General features: G+C 63.7%; 27 protein-coding genes. 23 read left to right on the forward strand and 4 right to left on the reverse strand.

Going from position 1 to position 23,606, the window contains the following annotated elements; all coding sequences use genetic code 11:
• Positions 1-17 precede the first annotated feature (17 nt).
• The 5 genes from proC to ACSW29_RS09490 all read left to right on the forward strand — a co-directional run bounded on the left by proC (position 18) and on the right by ACSW29_RS09490 (position 3,948).
• Positions 18-833, forward strand: coding sequence for a pyrroline-5-carboxylate reductase (gene proC, locus ACSW29_RS09470; protein WP_317825117.1), 816 nt, complete (start codon positions 18-20; stop codon positions 831-833).
• 126 nt (positions 834-959) lie between these two features.
• Positions 960-1,196 (forward strand): helix-turn-helix domain-containing protein, encoded by a 237-nt coding sequence (locus ACSW29_RS09475; RefSeq protein WP_003941845.1) that lies wholly within the window; start codon positions 960-962, stop codon positions 1,194-1,196.
• A 244-nt stretch (positions 1,197-1,440) separates the two neighbouring features.
• Positions 1,441-1,542, forward strand: coding sequence for a 30S ribosomal protein bS22 (locus tag ACSW29_RS09480; RefSeq protein WP_003402602.1), 102 nt, complete (start codon positions 1,441-1,443; stop codon positions 1,540-1,542).
• Positions 1,543-1,780: 238 nt separating this feature from the next.
• Complete coding sequence (locus ACSW29_RS09485) at positions 1,781-2,914, forward strand: NAD-dependent epimerase/dehydratase family protein (RefSeq protein ID WP_230816935.1); 1,134 nt, start codon at positions 1,781-1,783, stop codon at positions 2,912-2,914.
• Entirely contained in the window at positions 2,911-3,948 is a 1,038-nt protein-coding gene (locus ACSW29_RS09490; protein WP_230816936.1) for a lysophospholipid acyltransferase family protein, read from the forward strand. The genes ACSW29_RS09485 and ACSW29_RS09490 overlap by 4 nt, the downstream gene beginning before the upstream one ends.
• Before the next feature lie 39 nt (positions 3,949-3,987).
• Here ACSW29_RS09490 and ACSW29_RS09495 read toward each other — a convergent pair whose 3' ends face one another.
• Entirely contained in the window at positions 3,988-4,983 is a 996-nt protein-coding gene (locus ACSW29_RS09495) for an HAD family hydrolase (RefSeq protein ID WP_230816937.1), read from the reverse strand.
• 200 nt (positions 4,984-5,183) lie between these two features.
• On the opposite strand from ACSW29_RS09495, the gene ACSW29_RS09500 reads away from it, so the two are divergent.
• From ACSW29_RS09500 to ACSW29_RS09555, 12 genes are all read left to right on the forward strand, one after another.
• The gene (locus ACSW29_RS09500) at positions 5,184-5,444 is read left to right on the forward strand and encodes a glutaredoxin family protein (RefSeq protein ID WP_003941953.1); all 261 of its coding nucleotides are present in this window, start codon (positions 5,184-5,186) and stop codon (positions 5,442-5,444) included.
• A 141-nt stretch (positions 5,445-5,585) separates the two neighbouring features.
• Positions 5,586-6,473 (forward strand): redox-sensing transcriptional repressor Rex, encoded by an 888-nt coding sequence (locus tag ACSW29_RS09505; protein ID WP_230816938.1) that lies wholly within the window; start codon positions 5,586-5,588, stop codon positions 6,471-6,473.
• The gene (locus ACSW29_RS09510; protein WP_317825119.1) at positions 6,470-7,831 is read left to right on the forward strand and encodes a glutamyl-tRNA reductase; all 1,362 of its coding nucleotides are present in this window, start codon (positions 6,470-6,472) and stop codon (positions 7,829-7,831) included. The genes ACSW29_RS09505 and ACSW29_RS09510 overlap by 4 nt, the downstream gene beginning before the upstream one ends.
• Positions 7,828-8,802 carry a hydroxymethylbilane synthase gene (hemC, locus tag ACSW29_RS09515; RefSeq protein ID WP_448277120.1) on the forward strand — a complete coding sequence of 325 codons (975 nt, stop codon included), beginning with the start codon at positions 7,828-7,830 and terminating at the stop codon, positions 8,800-8,802. Before ACSW29_RS09510 ends, hemC begins: the two co-directional genes overlap by 4 nt.
• Positions 8,803-8,862: 60 nt before the next feature.
• Positions 8,863-10,425, forward strand: a complete 1,563-nt coding sequence (locus ACSW29_RS09520; RefSeq protein ID WP_003941969.1) for a bifunctional uroporphyrinogen-III C-methyltransferase/uroporphyrinogen-III synthase — start codon at positions 8,863-8,865, stop codon at positions 10,423-10,425.
• Positions 10,426-10,500: 75 nt separating this feature from the next.
• The gene (gene hemB, locus ACSW29_RS09525; protein ID WP_317825121.1) at positions 10,501-11,475 is read left to right on the forward strand and encodes a porphobilinogen synthase; all 975 of its coding nucleotides are present in this window, start codon (positions 10,501-10,503) and stop codon (positions 11,473-11,475) included.
• A 73-nt stretch (positions 11,476-11,548) separates the two neighbouring features.
• Positions 11,549-12,211 carry a hypothetical protein gene (locus ACSW29_RS09530; protein WP_230816941.1) on the forward strand — a complete coding sequence of 221 codons (663 nt, stop codon included), beginning with the start codon at positions 11,549-11,551 and terminating at the stop codon, positions 12,209-12,211.
• Positions 12,212-12,268: 57 nt separating this feature from the next.
• Positions 12,269-12,424: a hypothetical protein gene (locus ACSW29_RS09535; protein ID WP_230816942.1), complete on the forward strand. Its 156-nt coding sequence runs from the start codon at positions 12,269-12,271 to the stop codon at positions 12,422-12,424.
• Between the two features lie 15 nt (positions 12,425-12,439).
• Positions 12,440-12,877, forward strand: a complete 438-nt coding sequence (locus tag ACSW29_RS09540; protein ID WP_042951199.1) for a hypothetical protein — start codon at positions 12,440-12,442, stop codon at positions 12,875-12,877.
• Positions 12,870-13,385 carry a hypothetical protein gene (locus ACSW29_RS09545; RefSeq protein WP_448277121.1) on the forward strand — a complete coding sequence of 172 codons (516 nt, stop codon included), beginning with the start codon at positions 12,870-12,872 and terminating at the stop codon, positions 13,383-13,385. Before ACSW29_RS09540 ends, ACSW29_RS09545 begins: the two co-directional genes overlap by 8 nt.
• The gene (locus tag ACSW29_RS09550; protein ID WP_448277122.1) at positions 13,378-13,650 is read left to right on the forward strand and encodes a hypothetical protein; all 273 of its coding nucleotides are present in this window, start codon (positions 13,378-13,380) and stop codon (positions 13,648-13,650) included. Before ACSW29_RS09545 ends, ACSW29_RS09550 begins: the two co-directional genes overlap by 8 nt.
• Positions 13,651-13,681: 31 nt before the next feature.
• Positions 13,682-13,963: a metal-sensitive transcriptional regulator gene (locus ACSW29_RS09555; RefSeq protein ID WP_003942012.1), complete on the forward strand. Its 282-nt coding sequence runs from the start codon at positions 13,682-13,684 to the stop codon at positions 13,961-13,963.
• A 101-nt stretch (positions 13,964-14,064) separates the two neighbouring features.
• Here the strand turns inward: ACSW29_RS09555 and ACSW29_RS09560 are convergent, their stop codons facing one another.
• From ACSW29_RS09560 to ACSW29_RS09570, 3 genes are all read right to left on the reverse strand, one after another.
• On the reverse strand, positions 14,065-14,235 hold the full coding sequence (locus ACSW29_RS09560) for a hypothetical protein (protein ID WP_448277123.1): 171 nt from the start codon (positions 14,233-14,235) through the stop codon (positions 14,065-14,067).
• A gap of 192 nt (positions 14,236-14,427) precedes the next feature.
• Positions 14,428-16,359: an acyl-CoA dehydrogenase family protein gene (locus ACSW29_RS09565; protein WP_347871462.1), complete on the reverse strand. Its 1,932-nt coding sequence runs from the start codon at positions 16,357-16,359 to the stop codon at positions 14,428-14,430.
• Positions 16,360-16,419: 60 nt separating this feature from the next.
• A complete protein-coding gene (locus tag ACSW29_RS09570) occupies positions 16,420-16,767 on the reverse strand; it encodes a hypothetical protein (protein WP_230816946.1) in 348 nt (115 codons plus the stop codon).
• Positions 16,768-16,877: 110 nt separating this feature from the next.
• Between ACSW29_RS09570 and hemL the strand changes: the two genes are divergently transcribed.
• The 6 genes from hemL to ccsB are packed head-to-tail and all read left to right on the forward strand — an operon-like array spanning position 16,878 to position 23,020.
• Positions 16,878-18,203 carry a glutamate-1-semialdehyde 2,1-aminomutase gene (hemL, locus tag ACSW29_RS09575; RefSeq protein ID WP_448277124.1) on the forward strand — a complete coding sequence of 442 codons (1,326 nt, stop codon included), beginning with the start codon at positions 16,878-16,880 and terminating at the stop codon, positions 18,201-18,203.
• 60 nt (positions 18,204-18,263) lie between these two features.
• Entirely contained in the window at positions 18,264-18,923 is a 660-nt protein-coding gene (locus tag ACSW29_RS09580; protein ID WP_230816948.1) for a histidine phosphatase family protein, read from the forward strand.
• Between the two features lie 20 nt (positions 18,924-18,943).
• Positions 18,944-19,549, forward strand: coding sequence for a TlpA disulfide reductase family protein (locus tag ACSW29_RS09585; RefSeq protein WP_317825535.1), 606 nt, complete (start codon positions 18,944-18,946; stop codon positions 19,547-19,549).
• Between the two features lie 2 nt (positions 19,550-19,551).
• Positions 19,552-20,400, forward strand: a complete 849-nt coding sequence (locus ACSW29_RS09590) for a cytochrome c biogenesis CcdA family protein (RefSeq protein ID WP_448277125.1) — start codon at positions 19,552-19,554, stop codon at positions 20,398-20,400.
• Entirely contained in the window at positions 20,397-22,061 is a 1,665-nt protein-coding gene (gene resB / locus ACSW29_RS09595; RefSeq protein WP_317825128.1) for a cytochrome c biogenesis protein ResB, read from the forward strand. The genes ACSW29_RS09590 and resB overlap by 4 nt, the downstream gene beginning before the upstream one ends.
• Entirely contained in the window at positions 22,058-23,020 is a 963-nt protein-coding gene (ccsB, locus tag ACSW29_RS09600; RefSeq protein ID WP_317825129.1) for a c-type cytochrome biogenesis protein CcsB, read from the forward strand. Before resB ends, ccsB begins: the two co-directional genes overlap by 4 nt.
• Positions 23,021-23,606: the final 586 nt, after the last annotated feature.

The raw sequence follows: 23,606 nt of genomic DNA on the forward strand, positions 1-23,606 counted from the left end.
GTGGCAGGCTGTTCGCCATGACAAGAATTGCGATTATCGGTGGCGGCAAGATCGGCGAGGCGCTGATCTCCGGGCTGTTGCAGGCCGGCCACGCCATCAAGGATCTGGTTGTCGCCGAGCAGTATCAGCCTCGCGCGGACGAATTGATTGCCGAATACTCCATCCGTGTCAGCACGGTCGCCGATGCCGCGGAGGGTGCAGACGTCATCGTCATCGCAGTCAAGCCCAACGACGTCGAATCAGCGCTCACCGCGTTGACGAAGGTCGATCTGGACGGTGACCTCGAGCAGTTGATCGTTTCTCTCGCGGCGGGAATCCCCACCGGGTTCTTCGAAACGCGTCTGCCGGCAGGGTTCCCGGTCGTCCGCGTCATGCCGAACACCCCCATGTTGGTGGGGGAGGGCGTGAGCGTTCTGTCACCCGGACGCCACGTCAAGGCCGAGCACCTCGAACTTGTACGCGGCATCCTCGGCAGCGTCGGCAAAGTAGTCACAGTTCCCGAATCGCAGATTGACGCGGTCACGGCTGTCTCGGGTTCGGGGCCGGCCTACTTCTTCTTGGTTGCCGAAGCGATGATCGACGCGGGAGTCGGTCTCGGCCTGACGCGCCCGGTCGCTACCGAATTGGTGGTGCAGACGATGGTCGGTTCCGCAGCGATGCTCGATCGCACCGGCGACAGCGCGACGGATCTTCGCGCCGCGGTGACGTCACCGGGCGGAACGACGGCTGCGGCACTGCGTCAGCTCGAAGCAGGCGGCCTGCGGACGGCGTTCTTCGATGCCTTGGATGCCGCCAAGACACGCTCGGCCGCGATGGGTGCAGCTGCGGAATAGTCGTCCGTTTAGCCACACCCGTCGCTTTAACCCCACCAGTACAGCTAAGCTCGACTTAGTACGTACGTGTCTGTTCCGCCGGAGGGGAAGCCGGCGGCGCGAGTCGTGCTGGAGGTATGTGGATTAATGGTGTCTGCAAACAAGCCGTCCATGGGTTCGTCCCACGACGGAAAGCCGGCAGTGGCCGGCACGCAATTCCTCACTGTTGCTGAGGTAGCAACTTTGATGAGGGTGTCGAAAATGACTGTGTACCGGTTGGTGCACAGTGGCGAATTGCCCGCTGTACGAGTGGGCCGTTCGTTCCGTGTACATGCGAAGGCAGTGCACGATTACCTCGAAACCTCGTACTTCGATGCCGGCTGACCAGCCGGTTCGAGGAGGATGACCTCGGCGTGAGCTGAGTCGCGGGCACAGCGGTTGCTGTGCCGGAGGCTCGGTTTATGCCGAGTGAGTCCACACCGGTACGATGAGTCACTGTCGTACCAGCAAGCTGGTGTCGTAAGGCGCTGAGCTAGTTAAAACGAGGGCCAGGCGCCAATTGCTTGGCGCAGGCGTACGTGACCGGCGTGCGCAGGAACGCTAGAGAAGAACGTGAGGGACACCCGCTATGGGTTCAGTGATCAAGAAGCGTCGCAAGCGCATGTCGAAGAAGAAGCACCGCAAGCTGCTTCGTCGTACCCGAGTACAGCGCAGGAAACTCGGTAAATAAGCAATACCTGTTGATGCCCGCCGCCCCTCCCGGGGTGGCGGGCATCGATCTATTTCAGGGGAGGGGCGACGTATCTCAGGGGGAGAGATGTGTCGGCCGTCTCATTGTCTGGGCGGTTTGTCTTGAATGGCCGAATTTTGGGTAGTCAGCGCGGGACCCCCTCTGCCCGTAAAGTGGGGGAAAATCGCGGGAGGAACGCTTCGGCAGAGCGCGTTTCTACTGGATATGGGGGTACTTGGTGGTTGAAGGTGACAACACTTCAGGGGGCACGGCGCCTCGCGTCGTACTGGTGACCGGGGCGAGCAGATTCCTCGGCGGCTACCTGATTACCAGGCTTGCGCAGAATCCGTCGATCGAGCGTGTCATCGCCGTCGACGCGGTCAGTCCGAGCAAGGACATGATGCGCAGAATGGGCCGCGCGGAATTCGTGCGAGCAGACATCCGCAATCCGCTGATCGGTAAAGTGATCCGAAACGCCGAGGTCGACACCGTCGTGCATGCGTCGACGCTTCAGAAAGCCCCCAAAGCCGGCAGCCGCGCCGCGATGAAGGACATGAACGTCATCGGCGCCATGCAACTGTTCGCGGTCTGCCAGAAAGCTCCGACGGTTCGCAAGGTGGTCCTGCGCTCGGCCTCGGTTGTCTACGGGTGCAGTGCCAAGGACCCCGCCCAGTTCACCGAAGAAATGAGTGCGCGCCGCCGGCCGCCGGGCGGATATGCCCGCGACAGTCTCGAGATCGAGGGATACCTCCGCGGGATGGGGCGTCGGCGTCCCGACATCTCGGTCGGGATTCTGCGGTTGGCGCCGCTGATCGGACCTCAACTGACGGCAACTGTCGGGCATTACGTCACCGCCCCGCTCGTGCCGACCATCGTCGGGCGCAACGCGCGTCTGCAATTGCTCCACGTCGAGGATGCCCTCGCAGCGTTGGAGAAGGCGACCATCGGACACGCCTCGGGTACGTACAACATCGCCGGCGACGGGGTGGTGATGATGTCGCAGGCGATCCGCCGGGCAGGAAGGGTCGAAGTTCCGATGCCGCTCGCGCTGTTCCGCAGTGTCGGGAGCGCGTTGGTGGGATCGTCCATGAGGCTGTACACCGACGAGCAACTCGAGTACTTCCGGTTCGGCTGCGGACTCGACACCACTCGCATGCGCAGCGAATTGGGGTTCGAGCCGCGATGGACCACCATGCAGGCACTCGACGATTTCATGCGTGCGATGCAGACCCGCCGGATCATCAAGTCCGAGTGGATCGATCGGGCAGAGAATGCGTTGAGCACCATCCTCGGCGGTGACACCGCCGAGGCAGCGGCAACTGCAGACGTGATGCACATGCCGGTGTCGGGACGAAGTGCGGTGAAGGGGTGAGTGACGTGGCAAAGGTAATTCCCTTGCGGCCCAGTGCAACTCACACCGGAAAGTCGGCAACCTCTCGGTCGCGTGAGTCCGTCACCGGCACGGAGCGTGACATCCGTGAACAAAGTGAGCGTCGGCATCCGTCCGGAGTTTCGTCGGCGGCCGACCAAGGCGGTGAGAGCACGTTCGTCGATGCGGCCAGGTCGGCGATCGTCGACCAGATCGGCTCGGCGGCAGAATTCTTCCGACGTCGGGTGTCCGGTGACTACGAGGTAGACGAGTTCGGATTCGACCCGCATTTCGCGGACAACGTCGTCATGCCGATGTTGCGGCCGTTGTTCGAGAAGTGGTTCCGCGTCGAGGTCAGCGGGATCGAGAACATTCCCCTCACCGGGGGAGCGCTGGTGGTTGCCAATCACGCCGGTGTGATCCCGCTTGACGGCCTGATGACGTCGGTTGCGGTGCACGATCATCATCCGGCGCACCGCCCGCTGCGAATGTTGGCTGCGGACATGGCTTTCGAGATGCCGGTGGTAGGCGGTCTGGCGCGCAAGGCTGGTCATACGTTGGCGTGCAACCCCGATGCCGAGCGTCTGCTCAACGAGGGGGAAGTTGCGGCGGTGTTCCCGGAAGGATTCAAGGGCATCGGGAAACCGTTCAGTGAGCGGTACAAGTTACAGCGGTTCGGGCGCGGTGGCTTCGTGTCGGCCGCAATGCGTACCGGTGTCCCGATCATTCCGTGCTCGATCGTGGGTTCGGAGGAGATCTATCCCAAAATCGGTGATCTGACCACACTCGCGCGGGTTCTCGGGTTGCCGTATTTTCCGGTGACACCACTGTTTCCGCACTTCGGGCCGCTCGGCCTGGTTCCGTTGCCGTCGAAGTGGTACATCGAGTTCGGAAAGCCCATCGTCACCGACACCTTCGAGAGCGGTGCCGCCGACGACCCGATGGTCCTGTTCGAGGTCACGGACCATGTTCGAGAAACGATTCAACAGACGCTGTATCGACTGTTGGCCAAGCGTCGCAACGTCTTTCTCGGCTGAGTGCGGTCCGGATCGCCAGTCGATTCGGACCGCACCCGCTCAGGCGTTCTGTTCTTTGCGCCTTGCAAGAATTGCCGCGAGCGCCCCGCCGACAGCTCCGAGCACGAGCGCCGTCGGTACGCCGATCTTGGCCGCTTTTCGTCCGGTGCGGAAATCGCGAACTTCCCAACCACGGTTCTTCGCGAGTTCACGAAGATCTGCGTCGGGATTGATCGCCACGGGCGTCCCCACCAAAGAGAGCATCGGCACGTCGTTGTGGCTGTCGGAGTAGGCGGAACAGCGCTTGAGATTGAGTCCTTCACGTACGGCCAGTGTCCGCACGGCGTGAGCCTTGCCCATGCCGTGCAGGATGTCGCCGACGAGCCGGCCGGTGAAGACGCCGTCCTCACTCTCGGCGACGGTGCCCAAGGCGCCGGTCAGTCCCAGTTTCTCAGCGATGACCTGAGCAAGTTCGACAGGAGTCGCCGTCACCAACCACACCTGCTGTCCGGCGTCGAGATGCATCTGGGCCAACGCTCTCGTGCCTGGCCAGATCTTGTCGGCGATGACCTCGTCGTAGATCTCCTCGCCGAGGCGGGCGAGTTCGGCAGTGGATCGACCGGCCACGAATGACAGTGCTTTCTCACGGCCCTCCGCGACGTCGTCACTACTTTCTCTGCCGGTGACTCGGAACTTGATCTGCTTCCATGCGAAATCGACCAGATCCGAGGTCTTGAGATACTTGCGAGCAGCGAGACCACGGGCGAAGTGGATGATCGATGCGCCCTGCACCATGGTGTTGTCGACGTCGAAGAATGCGGCGGCCGTGAGGTCGCGCGGAACGGTCGGCGGCTCTTCGCCAGTTTCGGGTTCTGTGGGGTTGGAAGCTTCGTGTAACGCCAGGGCTGCATCAGCACTCGCCTCGCCGGCGAGATTGGCTCGAACTTCCGACTCACTCGGGCCCAGCGGATTTTTCACATGGCGACGTCCGGGGAGTATGACCCCGGCCAGCCCTGATCCGAATCCGGAGCCGTTCGGTAGTGATCGCGCAGGCACCCGCACCTCCCGTGTTGCACTCTCGAGCAGAGAACTCTTCGAGTCAGCCTATCCTCCGCAATGAGGCCCGATGGGTTGGATGGCGACCTTCCCTGGGGTGTGTGACGTTCCTCTCCGCCGATTTGGTACCGAGTGGGGCTCTGGAGGCACACTCGACCGATCAAGTAGATGGCATCCCAGCTGAAGAAAGGTCTGCGTCGATGACTGCAGCTACGCATGAAGTAACCCTGTTGACACGCGCAGGATGCGCGTCCTGCGTCGGCGCGGCGGAGGTACTACGACGGGTCTGTTCCGAGTTCGAGCTGGAATTGACGTGCATCGACGTAGACGAAGCTGCCGCGACGGATCCAGAGCTGAGAGCGGAGTACGGGGACAGATTGCCGGTCATTCTTCTCGACGGACGCGAGCACGGTTACTGGGAAGTTGACGAAGAACGCCTTCGCGACGATTTACGCAAGTAAGGCAACCCTCAAAGATGTCCGCGGAGCCGCTTTGCAGGTGAACGGCACATCGAACCCGTCTCGAGCAACTTTGTGCATGGGTTCACAAGCGGTTACCGTGGTGTGAACATTCCCCCCGGAGCATCGTGGAGGTCGACAGTCGTGTCGACCGGACGAGGAGCCAGCGACGTGACCGAACCGCACCAGACGCATGAGCCTGTGGCTCAGCGCGTCACCGGCGCTGCGGGCTCTTCTGTCACCGACGCTGCCAGCGCCTCGGTCACCGACTCGATCGTTCAGGATCGCGTCATCCCCCAGGCTACGGTGACGCGCTTGGCCGCATACCTGCGGGTCCTCGGAGTGATGTCCGACCGGGGTACCTCCATCGTCTCGAGCGAGGAGCTTGCCCAGGCGTCAGGTGTCGGATCAGCGAAATTGCGCAAAGATCTGTCGTTCCTCGGACCCAACGGCGTCCGCGGCGTCGGGTATGACGTCAACAGGCTCCGCATTCGCATCGAGCGTGCACTCGGACTCGATCGTGGGCACAAGGTCGTCCTCGTCGGAGTCGGAAACCTCGGCAAGGCGCTGGTCGGCTACGGCGGATTCAGCCGCCGCGGTTTCGAGATGGTCGGACTCTTCGACAGTGACGCAGATCGAATCGGAAGCAGAGTCGGCGACCTCGTCGTGCGTAGCACCGAGGAACTGACCGTCGCCTGCCGCGAACTGAACGCGACCATCGGCGTCATCTCCACACCGGACGAAGCAGCGCAGGGCGTGTGCGACCAGTTCGTCAGCGCCGGGCTGCGCTGCATCATGAGTTTCTCGCCGATCGCCCTCGACGTTCCCGATCACGTAGAACTGCGGCGCGTCGATCTGGCCGTCGAGATGCAGGTTCTCTCCTTCAACAGTGCGCGCAATGCCGATCAGGCATCCAGCGCGCCGCGAGTACGCGTGGCTCACGCCGCATCCGCTTCGTCAGTTCCATCCACCAGTTCACCCGCTCCGGTCGGAGCAGGTTCGACAAGAAACGGATCAGTGATCGCGCCGTGAGTGTTCTGCTTGTCGGGGTCTCGCATCGAACCGCGCCCGTCCCGGTGCTCGAGCGAGTAGCTGTTACCGACACCGATCGTCCGAAGCTGATCGACAAGCTTCTGGCGTCCTCGCACATCTCCGAAGCGATGATCGTCTCCACCTGCAACCGCGTGGAGGTCTACGCGGTGGTGGACGCGTTCCACGGTGCTCTCACCGAAGTCGGCGAGATCCTGGCCGACCATTCAGGTCTCGACCTGACGGCGCTGCACGCTCACGCTTACGTCCGCTACAGCGAAGCAGCGGTCGAACACCTCTTCGCGGTAGCCAGTGGCCTCGACTCGATGGTGATCGGCGAACAGCAGATTCTCGGCCAGATCCGTTCTGCCTACGCATCTTCGGATGCGCAGCAGGCCGCTGGACGCGTCGTCCACGAACTGGCTCAGCAGGCACTGCGCGTCGGAAAGCGAGTGCATTCCGAAACCGGAATCGACTCCGCCGGAGCGTCAGTCGTGTCCGTGGCTCTCGATCGTGCAGCCGGCATCATCGGCGAGGGCGGCCTGGTCGGCCGCACTGCCGTGGTCGTCGGGGCAGGCTCGATGGGCGGTCTGTCCGTCGCGCACCTCACCCGTGCCGGAATCGAACGCATCGTCGTCGTCAACCGGACGCAGGAACGAGCCGAGCACCTCGCCGAGACAGCACGCTCCAACGGCGTCGACGCCGACGGTGTTGCCTTCGACCAGCTTTCGGCCGCGATGGCGCAAGCCGATGTCATGGTCACCTGTACCGGCGCGGTCGGGGCAGTGGTCACCCTGGCGGATGTGCACCGCGCACTCGCCGAGCCCGATCGCAACAACACAAAGCACCTGGTCATCTGCGACCTCGGGTTGCCGCGCGACATCGATCCCGCCGTCGCCGGCCTGCCGGGTGTCACCGTTCTCGACATGGAGACGCTCCAGCGTGATCCGGCGGCAGGCGCCGCCGCTTCCGACGCAGATGCCGCACGCACCATCGTTGCCGGCGAGCTTGCGACGTACCTTGCGGGACAGCGTCTCGCCGAGGTCACTCCGACCGTCACGGCTTTGCGTCAGCGCGCCGCCGACGTCGTCGAAGCCGAACTGATGCGGCTCGATTCGCGTCTACCCGGCCTGGACGATCCGCAGCGCGACGAGGTTGCGCGCACCGTGCGCCGCGTCGTGGACAAGCTTCTCCACGCCCCGACCGTGCGCGTCAAGCAACTGGCGTCGGCCCCCGGCGGCGACTCCTACGCAGCAGCGCTGCGCGAACTCTTCGAACTCAGCCCCGGATCTCCCGCGGCCGTGGCCACACCCACCGATCTGGTGGACGGCGACCGCACTGGAAGGGACCTGCAGGCATGAGCGTCACCACCCCGCAATCGGGGAGCCCGCTGCGGATCGGCACTCGCGGAAGTCTTCTCGCGACCACACAGGCCGGAACCGTGCGCGATGCCCTCATTGCAGCCGGACATCCCGCCGAGTTGGTCATCATCAAGACCAAGGGCGATCAGTCCACGGATCCCGTCCAGAAGATCGGCGTCGGAGTATTCACCGCTGAGCTTCGAGAAGCCTTGCTGGACAACCGCGTCGACGTCGCAGTGCATTCCTACAAGGACCTGCCGACCGCGCAGGATCCGCGTTTTGTCATCGCTGCGATTCCGCCTCGTGAGGATCCGCGTGACGCGCTCGTCGCCCGCGACGGTCTGGTCCTCGGCGAGCTTCCGGCCGGTTCCAAGGTGGGAACCTCGGCGCCGCGGCGTGTTTCACAGCTGAAGGCACTCGGGCTCGGCCTCGACATCGTGCCGCTGCGGGGCAACCTGCAGCGTCGCCTCGGCAAGGTCGAATCCGGTGAACTGGATGCCGTGATCCTCGCCCGCGCCGGCCTGTCCCGGATCGGCCTGCTCGATCTCATCACCGAGAACATCGAGCCCGTACAGATGCTCCCCGCTCCGGCGCAGGGCGCGTTGGCCGTCGAATGTCTTTCTGCCAATACGGAATTGGCAGCAATTCTGGCCGAGCACGACGACGCGGGTACCCGAGCAGCAGTCACTGCCGAGCGTGCACTTCTCGCCGAGTTGGAAGCCGGATGCACAGCGCCGGTAGGTGCGATTGCAGAAATCGTCGAGTCCCTCGACGACGACGGCAGAATCTTCGACGAACTGTCGGTACGCGGCTGCGCAGCCGCCATCGACGGCTCGGACGTCATCCGTACCGGCGCCGTCGGTGCGCCGGACAAGGCCGAGGAACTCGGCCGAGCGGTAGCGCACGAGTTACTCGAACTCGGCGCCCGAGAGTTGATGAACGTGACCACAGGCGAGGCAGCCGATGTTTGACGCCCCACTTTGCACTTGCACCAAGTTCCCATTTCGATACAGCGCACTGGAGAATCACCGATGACCCGAGTCCGAAAGAACACTCCCGGACGGATCCTGTTCGTGGGATCGGGACCGGGCGACCCCGCCCTGCTCACCGTTCGCGCACGTGACGTCCTCACCGGCGCCGCAATGGCATTCACCGATCCGGACGTCGACAAGGGCGTCGTCGCGCTCGTCGGCATCGACATGGGTCGTGACGAGGAGACCGGCGAGCTGATCGCGGACGTGCGTCCGGCACTCGGTGAGCCGGCCGAGGTTGCAAAGACATTGGTCCACGAGGCCAAGAACGGTCACGACGTCGTGCGTCTGGTCTCCGGTGACCCGCTGACCACGGATTCCGTGATTGCAGAAGTCACCGCGGTCGCTCGCACGCAGGTTCAGTTCGAGGTCCTCCCCGGTCTTCCATCCGGTTCGGCAGTGCCGAGCTACGCCGGTATGGCGCTCGGCTCGGGTCACACCGAGGCCGACGTTCGCGGTGAAGTCGACTGGGCTGCTCTGGCCGCTGCACCGGGACCGCTTGTCCTGCATGCAACGTCAGGACATCTCGCCGAGACCGCCAGCGCGCTGGTCGAGAACGGCTTGGCTCCGCAGACGCCTGCTGCCATCACCGTCCGCGGCACCACTCGTCAGCAGCGAACCGTCGAGGCAACTCTCGCCACGCTCAACGAAGCGGGATCCGAACTGGTGGGCTCGCTCATCGTCACCGTCGGGAAGGTCGTCGCGCAACGCAACAAGATGTCGTGGTGGGAATCTCGCGCTCTGTACGGCTGGACCGTCCTCGTGCCGCGCACCAAGGATCAGGCCGGCGAGATGAGCGACCGTCTGGTCACTCACGGAGCGATCCCGATCGAGGTTCCGACCATCGCCGTCGAGCCGCCTCGCAGCCCGGCTCAGATGGAGCGTTCGGTCAAGGGTCTCGTCGACGGTCGTTACCAGTGGGTCGTCTTCACTTCCACCAATGCTGTTCGCGCAGTGTGGGAGAAGTTCGAAGAGTTCGGTCTCGACGCTCGTGCCTTCTCCGGCGTGAAGATCGCCTGCATCGGTGAAGCAACCGCAGCCAAGGTGCGCTCGTTCGGTATCAACCCCGAGCTGATCCCGACCGGTGAGCAGTCCAGCGAAGGCCTGTTGGCCGAATTCGCCCCGTACGACGACGTTTTCGATCCGGTCAACCGGGTTCTGTTGCCGCGCGCGGACATTGCAACCGAAACCCTCGCCGAGGGCCTGCGTGAACGTGGTTGGGAGATCGACGACGTGACCGCCTACCGCACCGTCCGGGCAGCGCCGCCGCCGGCCGAGACCCGCGAGATGATCAAGACCGGTGGGTTCGACGCCGTCTGCTTCACCTCGTCGTCGACCGTGCGTAACCTCGTCGGCATCGCCGGCAAGCCGCACGCTCGCACGTTGGTCGCGTGCATCGGCCCGAAGACGGCCGAAACCGCTATCGAGTTCGGTCTGCGCGTCGACGTGCAGCCCGAGACCTCTCAGGTGGGACCGCTGGTGGAGGCTCTGGCCGAGCACGCAGCTCGTCTGCGCGCCGAAGGTGCTTTGCCGCCCCCGCGTAAGAAGTCTCGAAGGCGCTAGCGCACCCGTGAGTGGTTGAGGAGTCTGTGGGCTCCTCAACCACTCACAGGTCCCGACGAAGGAGGGCTACTTCTCGTGTTTCCCACTCATCGCCCTCGCCGGCTCCGGCGCACCCCAGCGCTCCGGCGACTCGTGGCAGAGACCTCGCTCGAACCCCGGCACCTCGTTTTGCCGATGTTCGTTGCCGACGGCATCGACTCGCCGCGTGAGATCAGTTCCATGCCAGGCGTTTTCCAGCACACACTCGATTCGCTGCGGTCCGCCGCGGTGGAAGCGGTGGAAGCCGGTGTCGGTGGCCTGATGCTCTTCGGTGTCCCCAAGGCGGAGGACAAGGACCCACAGGGTTCCGGTGCCTCCGATCCCGACGGCATCCTCAACGTCGGATTGCGTGCGCTGGCAGAAGAACTCGGTGATTCGACGGTCATCATGGCCGATACCTGCCTCGACGAGTTCACCGATCACGGCCACTGCGGCGTGTTGACTGCCGGCGGTGCTGTCGACAACGACGCAACCTTGATTCGATACGTCGAAATGGCTCTCGCGCAAGCGGAATCGGGTGCGCACCTGCTCGGACCCAGCGGCATGATGGACGGTCAGGTGGCTGCTATCCGCGGTGCGCTCGATGCATCCGGGTATGTCGAGGTCGGTCAGCTCGCCTATGCCGCGAAATATGCGTCAGCGTTCTACGGACCGTTCCGTGAAGCTGTTGGATCCTCCCTGCAAGGTGATCGTCGTACCTATCAACAGGACGGTGCCAATCGCCGCGAGTCGATGCGCGAAGTAGACCTCGACATCGCCGAGGGTGCCGACATGGTGATGGTCAAGCCGGCGATGTCCTACCTCGACATTCTGCGTGAGACGGCAGACCGGTCTCCAGTTCCGGTCGCGGCGTACCAGATCTCGGGCGAGTACTCGATGATTACGGCCGCTGCGCAGAACGGGTGGATCGATCGGGATGCCGCGATTCTCGAATCGCTCACCAGCATTCGCCGGGCCGGTGCCGATGTGGTCCTCACTTATTGGGCGTCGGAAGTCGCCGGATGGCTGTGACGGTGTCACTCATGGTGGCTGTGACGGTGTCACGCATGGTGGCTGCGCCGGTATCGACCGATACGCTGGTCTCATGACCGAGCAGTGGCCGCCGTCGCGCCAGGAACCGCCCCGCCGGGAACCTCCCTACGAGAACCAGCCGTTCGAGAACCAGCCGTACCGCGAACTCGGACCGATGCCTACCGGTCAGATCCCGGGATACGGCCCCGGTTACAACGGATACCCGGGGCCTGCGCCGAAACCCGAGCCGCCGACGGATGTCGTGACTGCGATTCAGTTGTGGTGGGCTGTGACGGCGCTGGGTTTGGTCCAGGGCGGCGCGATGATCTGGATGCTGCTCGGGCAGAAGTCGATGTTCGTCGACGAGATGCTCAGAAACCAAGCAGCTGTCGATGCCGGCCTGACGCGTTCCGACGTGGACGGTATGTTCCCACTGGTCATCGTGTTCTCCGCAGTGCTGGTCGTGATCGTCACCGCGGTGTTCCTTCTGTTCGTGCGCTCGATGAGTCGCGGCAAGAACTGGGCTCGAATGTTGCTGACGTTCTGTGGCGTCTTCATGCTGGTCTCCGCGATCCCGGTGATCTTCGGGCTCGGCGGCGACGGCGGCGCGGCCACTTTGCTGTTCGGTGGAGCGGAAATCCTGCAGGCAGTTGCTGCTGTCGGCGCGATTGTGATGATGCACCGAAAAGAGTCCAATCCGTACTTCCTTCGTTTCCCCCCGGCGGGGAACCGGTAGGTAGCTCGGGGTACTGTGAAACGGGTCACTGCAGTAGTAGGGGAGAGGTCGCACGCGATGAGTTCTCAGGACGCCCTGCGCACAGAAAGCACCCACGACGCGCCACTGCGCCAACGTGGTTCACGCACCGAAGTGATCTTGTTCGCGATCCTCGGCGCCTCTGTTCTGGTGACACTCCTGGTGCTCATGATTCCGGGCATCGTCAGCGGATAGCGCACACTTGAACCCGTGAGTATCTCTACGAAGGTCAGGCGCCCGACGGCCGTCGAGGCAGCATTTTGGCTGTGGATCGCCAGCGCGTTCCTACTCATACTCTTTGGCCTGATCAACGTCACCAGCGCGTCGTATTCGCTGCGCGAGCAGTTCACCGATCAAGGCGTATCGGCTGGAAACATCGATATCTACGTCACCTTCGTGCGGGTGTCCGGGCTGGTTCTGCTGTTGACCGGTCTCGCGATCGGCGGCCTTGCCGGTCCTACTCGCGCCGGAAAACCTCTCTGTCGACGGATACTCGTGATCGTGTCCGGAGTATTCGCTGTGCTGCAGATCGCGCTGGTCGTGGCCGGGATCAGTACCGTGCTCGCGCTTGTTGTTCCCGTCATGCTGATCTGTGCCTGCATTGCGATCTACCGAGACACCACACGAAGTTGGTTTGCCCGTGGCTGACCATGCTCCCGAAAGTGGCCCGGACGTTCTCTACTACGAACCGGGTTCGCGGTGGTGGGCCGTCGCGTTCGGTCCGATCTTCTGCCTGATCGCCTTGGTCATCGAACTGTTCACCGGCCCCGTCGTGCATTGGTTCGGTCTGGCGATGTTTGCTGTGATTCTCACCGGATTGGTGTACGTGCAGGTGATTGCCGCGCGCCGGCATGCGAGCGTACTTCTGACCGCGACTACTTTGCGTCAGGGAACCGAAGAGGTGCCGATCACCGAGATCGCCGAGGTGTTCCCAGAGTCCGACGACGCGGCCTACGAGGACGAAATGGAACCGTGGGAAACCGCACGCGCACTCGGTGAGCTGTCCGGAGTGCCGAGGCGTCGGCACGGTATCGGCTTGCGTCTGACCACCGGGGGATTGGTGCGGGCGTGGGCCAAAGACGATCAGGGACTTCGGGAGGCGTTGAGCCAGGTTGTCACGGTTGGTGTGGAACCGGACGGGTGTGCCGATGACTGAGTCGCAGCCATCTCCGCTCGTCGACGTGAAGACGTGGATCGGTGTCCTCGGCATCGTCGCCGCCACGATTCTGGTGATCGTGTGCTGGCGGTCGGGTACGACGACTACCGACTTCGGCCCGATATTGGAGGGCGCTCCGCCGTTCGAGAGCACGCACTACGACGGCCTCTGGATCTCGGGTGCCGGGGTGTCGATTCTGGTTGCGGGGCTCATGGCCATCGATGTCGTGCGCCGCGTCCGGGTGGGCTTCGTCGCATCCCGCTAGCCCTCATACGGGTAGGGGGTATACTTGCGGTATGAGTAGTTACAGCCCCGAGCAGGACGATCTGCTGAAACGCCTTCGTCGTATCGAAGGTCAGGTGGCCGGAATCTCGCGCATGGTCGCAGACGACCGGTACTGCATCGACGTGCTCACCCAGGTGTCCGCCGCGACGAGCGCGCTGCAGTCCGTATCCCTGAAGCTTCTCGACGCCCACCTCGCAGGTTGCGTCGTCGAAGCTGCCAAACAGGGCGGTCCGGAAGCGGATGTCAAGATCAAGGAAGCTCAGGCAGCTATCGCTCGCCTCGTTCGTTCCTGAACGACACGGTTCGTTCGACCCCTTCGGTATCAACATCCCGCCGACGGGTGTTCGTGATCGCGATTCGATTCGATTCGACGGTTCGCTGACGAGGTCTTCGCTCAGTACTGATCGATCAGTGCCTGCATCGCCCGACCGCAGTGTTTTGCGGCGATCTTTGCAGTGTTGACGGTGCTGGTCTTCGTCAACTTCCCGAGTTCGGGCGGCGCCATCACGGTGTCGTTCCAGCCCGGTGTCGTTCCTGCCGAGATTCTGGCAGCACATTCGTTCATTCTGGCGCAGATCGGCGGCCATGGAGCCCCATTCGCTCCGTCGTCTACTTGGGTGGCGAGGCGGTACTCGTTCTGGGCATCTGGTTGATCGCGGCACTCGGCCTGACCGGACTGGTCGCCTCTCGCCAGTCGAAAAGGGCGGCAGCACACTAAGTGCGGTGGGGTCGGCGATTGCCGACCCCACCCAACCGCCTACTTCAATCGCACAGTGTCCGTACCCGGTCCGTCCAACATTGCCGACCCCAGCAGGATCTCCGGAATGCCGAACCCGTCGATCAGCGTCTCGACGTGGGGGCGCAGGGTGCGGCAACGCTCGTTGATCCCGCGCGTAACGGCCTTCGAACGCTCCACCGACAGCTGCCGGTGCTCCATGAACCAGGCCTTGTCCTCCTCGATGACGGACAGTGCATAGAGGTCGCACACCTCGCCGAAGAGTTCCTTTGTGGTCTCGTCCTCACAGGAGTCGATTCCGGCGACGAATGCTTCCAGGATGACGCGCTCGATGTGTGCTTGCGCGGCTTTGAGCACGTGGTCCTGCACGAAATTGAACGCGTCGAAGGGGTTCTCCTCGCGCTTCTGTGCAGCCTGCAATCGCCTTGCCGCAGTGGCGAGTAGGTACTCCTCGCGGTCCTCGAACATCTTCATCTGGGTGCCGCGGTTGAAGAGGCTGCCGTCCTCTTCGTTGTCCTGGCGGGTGTCGACGATCGTCTGCAGGATCTGCTGCGCCGCCGTGCGCTTCTTGACCACGTCGGAGACCGTCGTAGCGGCGAAGCGCATCCAGTCGACCGGGCTCATGCCGCGTACTTCGTCGGCGTAGGAGGTGAGCAGTTCCTTGGCGACCAACTGCGTCAGAACGTGGTTGTCGCCCTCGAACGTGGTGAACACGTCGGTGTCCGCCTTGAGTGCGGTGAGACGGTTCTCCGCGAGATAGCCTGCGCCGCCGCACGCTTCGCGTGCCTCCTGGATGGCCCGCGTGGCATGCCACGTGTTGGCGGCCTTGAGTCCGGCGGCGCGACCCTCGAGTTCGCGCTGCTCCTGTGGATCCGGGTTGTCGCTGCTCTGGATGTCGTGCATCGCGGCAACAAGTTCGTTCTGTGCGAACTGCAGTGCGTACGAGCGGGCGATCAACGGCAACAGACGCTTCTGGTGGACGAGGTAGTCCATGATCAGAACCTCGTCGTCACTCTTCGGAGCGCTGAACTGCCTGCGCTGCAAGGCATATCGACCGGCAATGGCCAATCCTACGCGGGCGGCAGCTGCTGCCGAACCACCGACCGTGACACGTCCGCGAACCAACGTGCCGACCATTGTGAAGAAACGACGGTTCGGGTTGTCGATCGCCGAGCTGTACGTGCCGTCCTCGGCGACGTCGGCGTAACGGTTGAGCAGGTTCTCACGCGGGATTCGAACCTGGTCGAAGACGATGCGACCGTTGTCGACTCCGGGTAGTCCTCCCTTGAGTCCGCAGTCGGACGTCGTGACGCCGGGGAGGTCGGTGCCGGCGTCGTCGCGGATCGGCACGACAAAACAGTGGACGCCCTGGCTTTCGCCACCGGTGATCAACTGAGCGAACACCGCCGCGACGGTGGCGTGCTGTGCAGCGCCGCCGATGTAGTCCTTGCGCGAGGACGGAGTGGGGGAGTTGACGACGAACTCGCCCGTCTCGACGTCGTAGGTTGCCGTGGTCTCGAGTTCTTGTACGTCGCTGCCGTGGCCGGTCTCGGTCATCGCGAAGCAACCGAGTAGGTCCAGATCGATCAGCGGTTTGACGTACGCCTGGTGGTGACGCTCGGTACCGAGGTTTTCGATGGCGCCGCCGAACAATCCCCACTGGACGCCCGCCTTGACCATCAGCGAGAGGTCGGACATCGCCAGCATCTCGATGCTGGTGACGGCGCCGCCGGCGTCGCCCGTTCCGCCGTGAGATACCGCGAAACCGTTTGCGGCGTAACCGAGATCGGCGAGAACCCGCATCTGTTCGAGAGCCTTGGAACGCGCTATGGCGGTGTTGGGTGTGTAGTGCGGAGCAAAACGTTCGTCGTTCAATTCGCCGCGAACGCGCTCACGCACCTCCCGCCAGCGTCCGTCGAGTGTTGTCCTGAGGTGGTCCGCTGTGGTGGCCATGGAACCGACGATAGCGCGTAGCGCACCGCGGGCAACCCGGTTCGATCCCAACCCTCACATTCAGCAGGAGCCTGCGGCGCCCGCTTCGATTCCCTGACGGAAGAGTTCCTTCTCGCTCTCGGACATAGCCTGGTACGAAGGGTCGTTCTCGACGATCTTCAGGAAGTCGGCTCCCGCCGTCTGTGTCGACGTGTCGCCGCTCTGAACACGCTGCTGAACGTAGACGGATACGGCCGAACACCCGCCGAGAAACGCGGGCTCGGTGCTCGTTGCCGCGGTCGTTCCAACCGCCTCCGTGGCACTTGGCGACGACGAAATTGTCGCCCTGTCGTCACTGGAAGCGTCCGAACCACACGATGTGAGAAGAATCGCAGCCGAGACCATCAGCGTCGTCAACAGTCGCTTCATGCCCGAAATCGTCTCACGCGGGGCCCGGTTCGACCGGAAAACTCGCCCCGAGCACCGAAGTCCTACACCCTGTCGTTGTCAGATTCGACAGAACTGGGACACTGGAAGCCGTGACTGTGTCTTCCGGTGATCCCGACGTGCATGCAACGAACTCCGCTCGGCTCTTCGAACGTGCCGGCAACGTGATTCCGGGTGGCGTCAACTCGCCCGTCCGCGCGTTCGGTTCGGTCGGCGGAACACCGCGATTCATTCGCGAAGCGTCCGGCTGCACCCTCACCGACGTCGACGGGAACAACTACGTCGACCTGGTGTCGTCCTGGGGTCCGATGATTCTCGGGCACGCTCACCCCGCAGTCGTCGAAGCCGTTCGCGAAGCAGCCCTCGGAGGTCTCTCCTTCGGTGCGCCCACCGAAGGCGAAGTTGCTCTCGCCGAGGAAATCGTCGCCCGCGTCGCGCCCGTGGAAAAGGTTCGTCTGGTCAACTCCGGAACCGAAGCCACGATGAGCGCAGTCCGCCTCGCCCGCGGATTCACCGGGCGTTCCAAGATCATCAAGTTCTCCGGTTGCTACCACGGCCACGTCGACGCCCTTCTCGCCGACGCCGGATCAGGCCTCGCGACCTTCGGACTGCCGACCTCGCCCGGTGTGACCGGCGCGCAAGCCGAAGACACCATCGTCGTCCGCTACAACGATCTCGACGCAGTGGCCGCGGCGTTCGCCGCCAACCCCGGCGCCATCGCGTGCGTCATCACCGAAGCTGCCGCCGGAAATATGGGCGCTGTCGCGCCGCTTCCCGGCTTCAACGAGGGTCTGCGTCGTCTCACCCGTGAGCACGGCGCACTCCTGATCATGGACGAGGTGATGACCGGATTCCGCGTCAGTGCCTCGGGCTGGTACGGCATCGACAACGTCGCAGGTGACCTCTACACCTTCGGCAAGGTCATGAGCGGCGGCCTGCCCGCCGCAGCATTCGGCGGCCGCGCCGACATCATGGGCCACCTCGCACCGGACGGTCCCGTCTACCAGGCGGGCACCCTTTCGGGTAACCCCGTAGCCGTCGCCGCCGGACTCGCGAGCCTGCGCGCCGCCGACACCGAGGTGTACGCCAAGCTCGGCCGGAACGCGACCGCCCTCGGCGACCTCATGACCCAAGCACTCACCGCCGAAGGCGTCGAACACCGAGTGCAGTACGCAGGCACCTTGGTGAGCGTGTTCTTCACCGAGAACACGGTGACCAACTACGACGAAGCCAAAGCTGCGCAGACCTGGCGATTCCCCGCCTTCTTCCACGCGCTGCTCTCCCGTGGCGTATACCCGCCGCCGAGCGCATTCGAAGCGTGGTTCGTCTCCGCAGCACTCGACGATCGAGCATTCTCGATCATCGCCGACGCCATGCCTCACGCAGCCAAGGCCGCAGCTGCTGCCGTCAAGCCCTGACCGGTTTCAGAACACCCGCACGCTTCCGACATCCATCATCTTCAGCGAGGACCCTCGACTGTGACCGACGCCGATCACCCCGACCACACGTCCACCCGCACCATCGTCCATGTCCTTCGCCACGGCGAAGTTCACAACCCGCGCGGGATCCTCTACGGACGGCTCCCGGGCTTCCGGTTGTCGGTGGCGGGCGAGGCACAGGCTCGTGCGGTCGCATCCGTGCTCTCCGATCACGACATCACCCACGTGGTCGCGTCGCCGCTGCAGCGCGCACAGGAAACCGCGGCTCCGATCGCCGAGGCGCACAAGCTCGACATCGTCACCGACGAGAACCTCATCGAGGCGGGCAATGAATTCGAGGGTCTCAAGGTAGCTGTCGGTGACGGTGCGCTCTCGCGTCCGCGTCACTGGTGGAAACTGCGTGACCCGTTCACCCCCTCCTGGGGCGAGCCTTACTTGCAGATCGCCCATCGGATGCTGGCAGCCGTCAACGCCGCACGCGTCGCGGCAGTCGGACACGAAGCCGTCGTTGTCAGCCATCAGCTTCCGGTCTGGACTTTGCGTCGATTCCTGCAGGGCGAGCGACTCTGGCACGACCCCCGTCACCGTCAGTGCGGTCTGGCCTCGTTGACGTCACTGGTCTACGAGGGCGACACCTTGGTCGACATCGTCTACTCCGAACCTGCCGGTGCCTCCGACCCGAGAGTGACAGGAGCATGACTCCGCTCCGCTCCGGTGGCATGATTTCGCGCCGCATCGCCGCAGCATTCGCAGCCGCTGCGTCGGCGATGCTTCTTCTCTCGTCCTGCGCGACCGGCGACGACGCCGTCGCACAGGGCGGAACTTTCGACTTCGTCTCACCGGGCGGACAAACCAAGATCTTCTACGATCCGCCGTCCGACCGAGGCACCATCGGCAAGCTCTCCGGGCCCGATCTGATGAACGAAGGTCAGAAGGTCGGCGTCGAGGACTTCGAGGGCAAGGTCGTCGTCCTCAACGTCTGGGGTCAGTGGTGCGGGCCGTGCCGCGCCGAAGCCGACGATCTGGAACAGGTCTACGAGCAGACCAAGGATTCGGGCGTGCAGTTCCTCGGCATCAACGTCCGCGACGACACCAAGAACAAAGCGCAGGACTTCGTGGTCGACAACAAGGTCTCGTACCCGTCGATCTACGACCCGTCGATGCGTTCGCTGATCGCCCTCGGTGACGGCTACCCCACGTCGGTCATTCCGACGACGATCGTCCTCGATCGCCAGCACCGCGTCGCCGCGGTATTTCTCCAAGAACTTCTCGCCGAGGATTTGCTGCCCGTCGTCCAGCGAATAGCTCAGGAAGACGCGCAGTAGACATGACAACCACGACCACCACGCTGCTGGCCGGCAGCGACACACTGAGTGCCGGTGTGGGCGAAGCGTTTCAGAACGCAGCGTCGTCCGGTCCGCTGCTGCTGGCCCTCGGCGCCTGCGTGCTCGCTGGTCTGGTGTCGTTCGCTTCACCGTGCGTCGTGCCGCTCGTTCCCGGCTACCTTTCCTACCTCGCCGGCGTCGTCGGCGCCGACGCCCCCGCGATCACCGCCGACGAGGCGAGGACCCGGATGATCACCCGAAGCAGTCGCTTGAGGGTCGCCGGTGCGGCCGGACTGTTCGTCGCCGGCTTCACCGTCGTCTTCGTTCTCGCCACCGCGTCGGTTTTCGGCGTGATCTCGACTCTGCTCGTCAACCGCGAGGTCCTGATGCGCGTGGGCGGTGTGGTCACGATCGCGATGGGCCTGGTGTTCATCGGACTGATACCGGCGCTGCAGAAAGACGTTCGTTTCGAACCGCGTCGTGTGTCGTCGCTGGTGGGGGCACCGCTACTGGGGGGTGTGTTCGCGCTGGGGTGGACGCCATGCCTCGGACCGACATTGGCAGGTGTGATGTCCGTAGCCGCGGGAACCGACGGGATGACCGCCGCGCGCGGTGTCACCTTGATCGTCGCGTACTGCATCGGGCTCGGCCTGCCGTTCATCTTTCTGGCGCTGGGGTCGGCACGTGCGCTGACCGGCGTCGGCTGGTTGCGGCGTAATGCACGCACCATTCAAATTTTCGGCGGAATCATGTTGGTGGCAGTGGGAATCGCCCTCGTCACAGGCGCGTGGGACCAGTTCGTCGGCTGGGTTCGTGACGCATTTATCTCGGAGGTGACGCTGCCGATATGACAGCTGACGACAATAACGACAACTCGATACCCGTCCTGCCGAAGCAGTCGGTGATCGGTCGAGTCGTTGCACTCGGGCGCAACACCTGGCGCGGGCTCACCTCGATGCGGACCGCGCTGGTACTGCTGTTCCTCCTCGCGCTTGCTGCTATACCCGGCGCCCTGCTGCCACAGCGAACCCTCAACGAGGGCAAGGTCGCTGACTACATCGCCGCACGGCCGACGCTCGGTCCGTGGATGGATCGCCTCGAACTGTTCGACGTGTTCAGCAGTTTCTGGTTCACCGCGATCTACGCATTGCTCTTCATTTCGCTGGTCGGCTGCATACTGCCGCGTTGCGTGGAGCACGCGAAGGCGCTGCGCACCCGTCCGGTGAACGCGCCGCGCAATCTTGCTCGCCTGCCGCACCACACCAAGAGCGTCGTCGACGGCGAGAGTCCCGACGAACTTGCCGCCCGGGTGTCGAAAGAACTGCGTGGGTGGCGCGTCGAAACGCGTCGCGGCGATACGAAATCGCGCCGTGAAGGCGAGATCACCATCTCGGCGGAGAAGGGATACCTCCGCGAATTCGGCAACCTCGTGTTCCACCTGTCGTTGGTCGGATTGTTGATTGCGATCGCCGCGGGCAAGTTGTTCGGCTACGAGGGCAATCGCATCGTCATCGCCAACGACGGACCTGGCTTCTGCACGACCTCGCCGGCCGTGTTCGACTCGTTCGTCGCCGGTCTGAGCCTCGACGGCACCGGCATGACCCCGCTGTGTGTACGTGTGAAAAATTTCCAGGCCGACTACCTCGAGACCGGTCAGGCAGAGATGTTCACATCGGACATCTCGTACCAGGCAGGCGACGACCTCGAGTCCGATACCTGGCGGGACACGACCATCCAGGTGAACCACCCGCTGCGGATCGCCGGCGATCGTGTGTATCTGCAGGGACACGGATACGCGCCGACCTTCACCGTCACGTTCCCGAACGGCGAGACCCGCACCGAGACGCTCCAGTGGCGTCCCGACGACGCAACGACGTTCCTGAGCAGTGGCGCGATGCGTTTCGACCCGCCGGGCGGCATGTATCCCGATGCGGACGAGCGTCGGAAGAATCAGATTGCCATCGAAGGATTGTTCGCGCCCACCGCGCTGTTCCACGGCAACCTTCTGTCGTCGAGCTACCCGGCGATGAACGACCCGGCCGTCGCCATCGACATCTACAAGGGCGATACCGGACTCGATACCGGTAACCCGCAATCGCTGTTCGAACTCAACACCGAACTGATCAATCAGGGTCGACTGGTCAAGCAGGATCGAGTCAATCTCTTCCCAGGGGAGAGCGCGACGCTTGCCGACGGCACCCAGGTGCGATTCGATGGTGCCGTCGACTTCGTGAACCTTCAGGTCTCCCACGATCCCGCTCAGGTGTGGGTGTTGGTTTCGGCGTTGACGATGATGGCGGGTCTGCTTGTCTCGCTCGTGATCAAGCGTCGCCGCGTCTGGGCACGTATCTATCCCGATGACGAACGACGTACTGTAGTAGAACTTGGTGGGCTTGCCCGCACCGACCACGCAGGCTGGGGCGACGAGTTCGACCGCCTCACCGACCGCTTGCTGAAAAGCAATCCGACCACCGCGGTGAAACAACCGCACGCCCAGGAGAACGCCCGATGACAACCAACGAGACACTCGCGCAGTACAGCGACTGGGCCTTCAAGTCCGCCTTCACCGTGCTCGTTCTGGCGTTCGTGCTGCTCATCGTGCAGTACGCGTCGGCCAGAGCCAAGGCGGTTCAGAACAAGGAACTGGTCTCGGCCGGCGGAGTCGACGCTTCCGTGCCGGGCAGGGTCACGGAGACTTCGACCAAGTCGCTCTCGGAGCGATTCGGCGGAATGGGCCGAGCTGTCCTGGTCGTCGGAACGGTTCTGATCATCGCGTCGATCGTGCTCCGCGGATTTGCGACGGAACGATTCCCACTCGGCAACATGTACGAATTCGTGGCGATGGCGTGTGCGGCGTCGTTGCTGGTCGGGCACGTCCTGTTGATCAAGCCGACTTACCGTCCGATGTGGGTCTTCCTGCTGGTTCCCGTTCTGATTCTGATGTTCCTCGCCGGCACGGTCCTCTACGCCGACGCGGCTCCCGTGGTTCCGGCGCTGCGCTCGTACTGGCTTCCGATTCACGTGACGATCGTCAGCGTCGGCTCCGGCATCTTCATGATCGGCGGTATCGCGAGCCTCCTGTTCCTGCTGCGACTGAAGTTCCCGCCCGGTGACGAAGGCACGAGCATCGGCGGCCGGATCGCAGAGCGACTGCCGGACGCCCAGACTCTCGACCGCTTGGCGTACAAGAGCACGATCATCGCGTTTCCGCTGTTCGGCGCGGGCGTAATCCTGGGTGCCATCTGGGCGGAAGCTGCGTGGGGACGCTTCTGGGGTTGGGATCCGAAGGAGACGATGTCCTTCATCGCCTGGGTGATCTACGCGGCCTACCTGCATGCGAGGGCAACGTCCGGGTGGCGGGAGACGAAGGCTGCTTGGATCAATATCGCCGGTTTCGTTGCGATGCTGTTCAATCTCTTCATCATCAACATGGTCGTCTCCGGCTTGCACTCTTACGCGGGACTCAACTGATCCTCTCGAGGTACCGTGGGTGGCTGCCGACCGGTCTGTAGGTATCACCGGTAGGTAAGTCAGGGGCGGCACCAGCTACGATGAAGCTCGGTGAATAACTAGCTGTCTCGTAGCTGTGGGATCGACGAGGGGGAACGGCGAGATGGCCGACAAGATTGAAGACGCCGGAGCAGGCAAGATTGAAGACGCCGGAGCGGGACTGTGGGAGCCGGTGCGCCCTGCCGAGCCGACGCGGCGACATCCGCGCGCATCCGCGCCCGAGCCCTCATCCGCCTCGGTTCCCGGCGATGTTCGCAGTCTCTTCGTGGCGCCGGCCGACTCCGGTCCGCTCCAGCAATTAGCCGGCCAGGCGCCCAGTGCGCCCGCGGGCCCGCCGCCGCTGACGACCTCAGTGACTCCGGCGGCAGGAACACCTCAATCTCCAGGATCAGCTCAGGCTCCGGACCCCAAGGCTCCGGCTCCTGACACTCCGGTACCTAACACTCCGGTACCTAACACTTCGGCTCCTGAAACTTCGGGCCCCAATACTCCGGTCATCCAGTACCCGGCGGCGCAGCCCGGCCCGGTCAACGGCCTGTTCGCGTCC

The organism is Rhodococcus sp. GB-02, assembly GCF_053470465.1.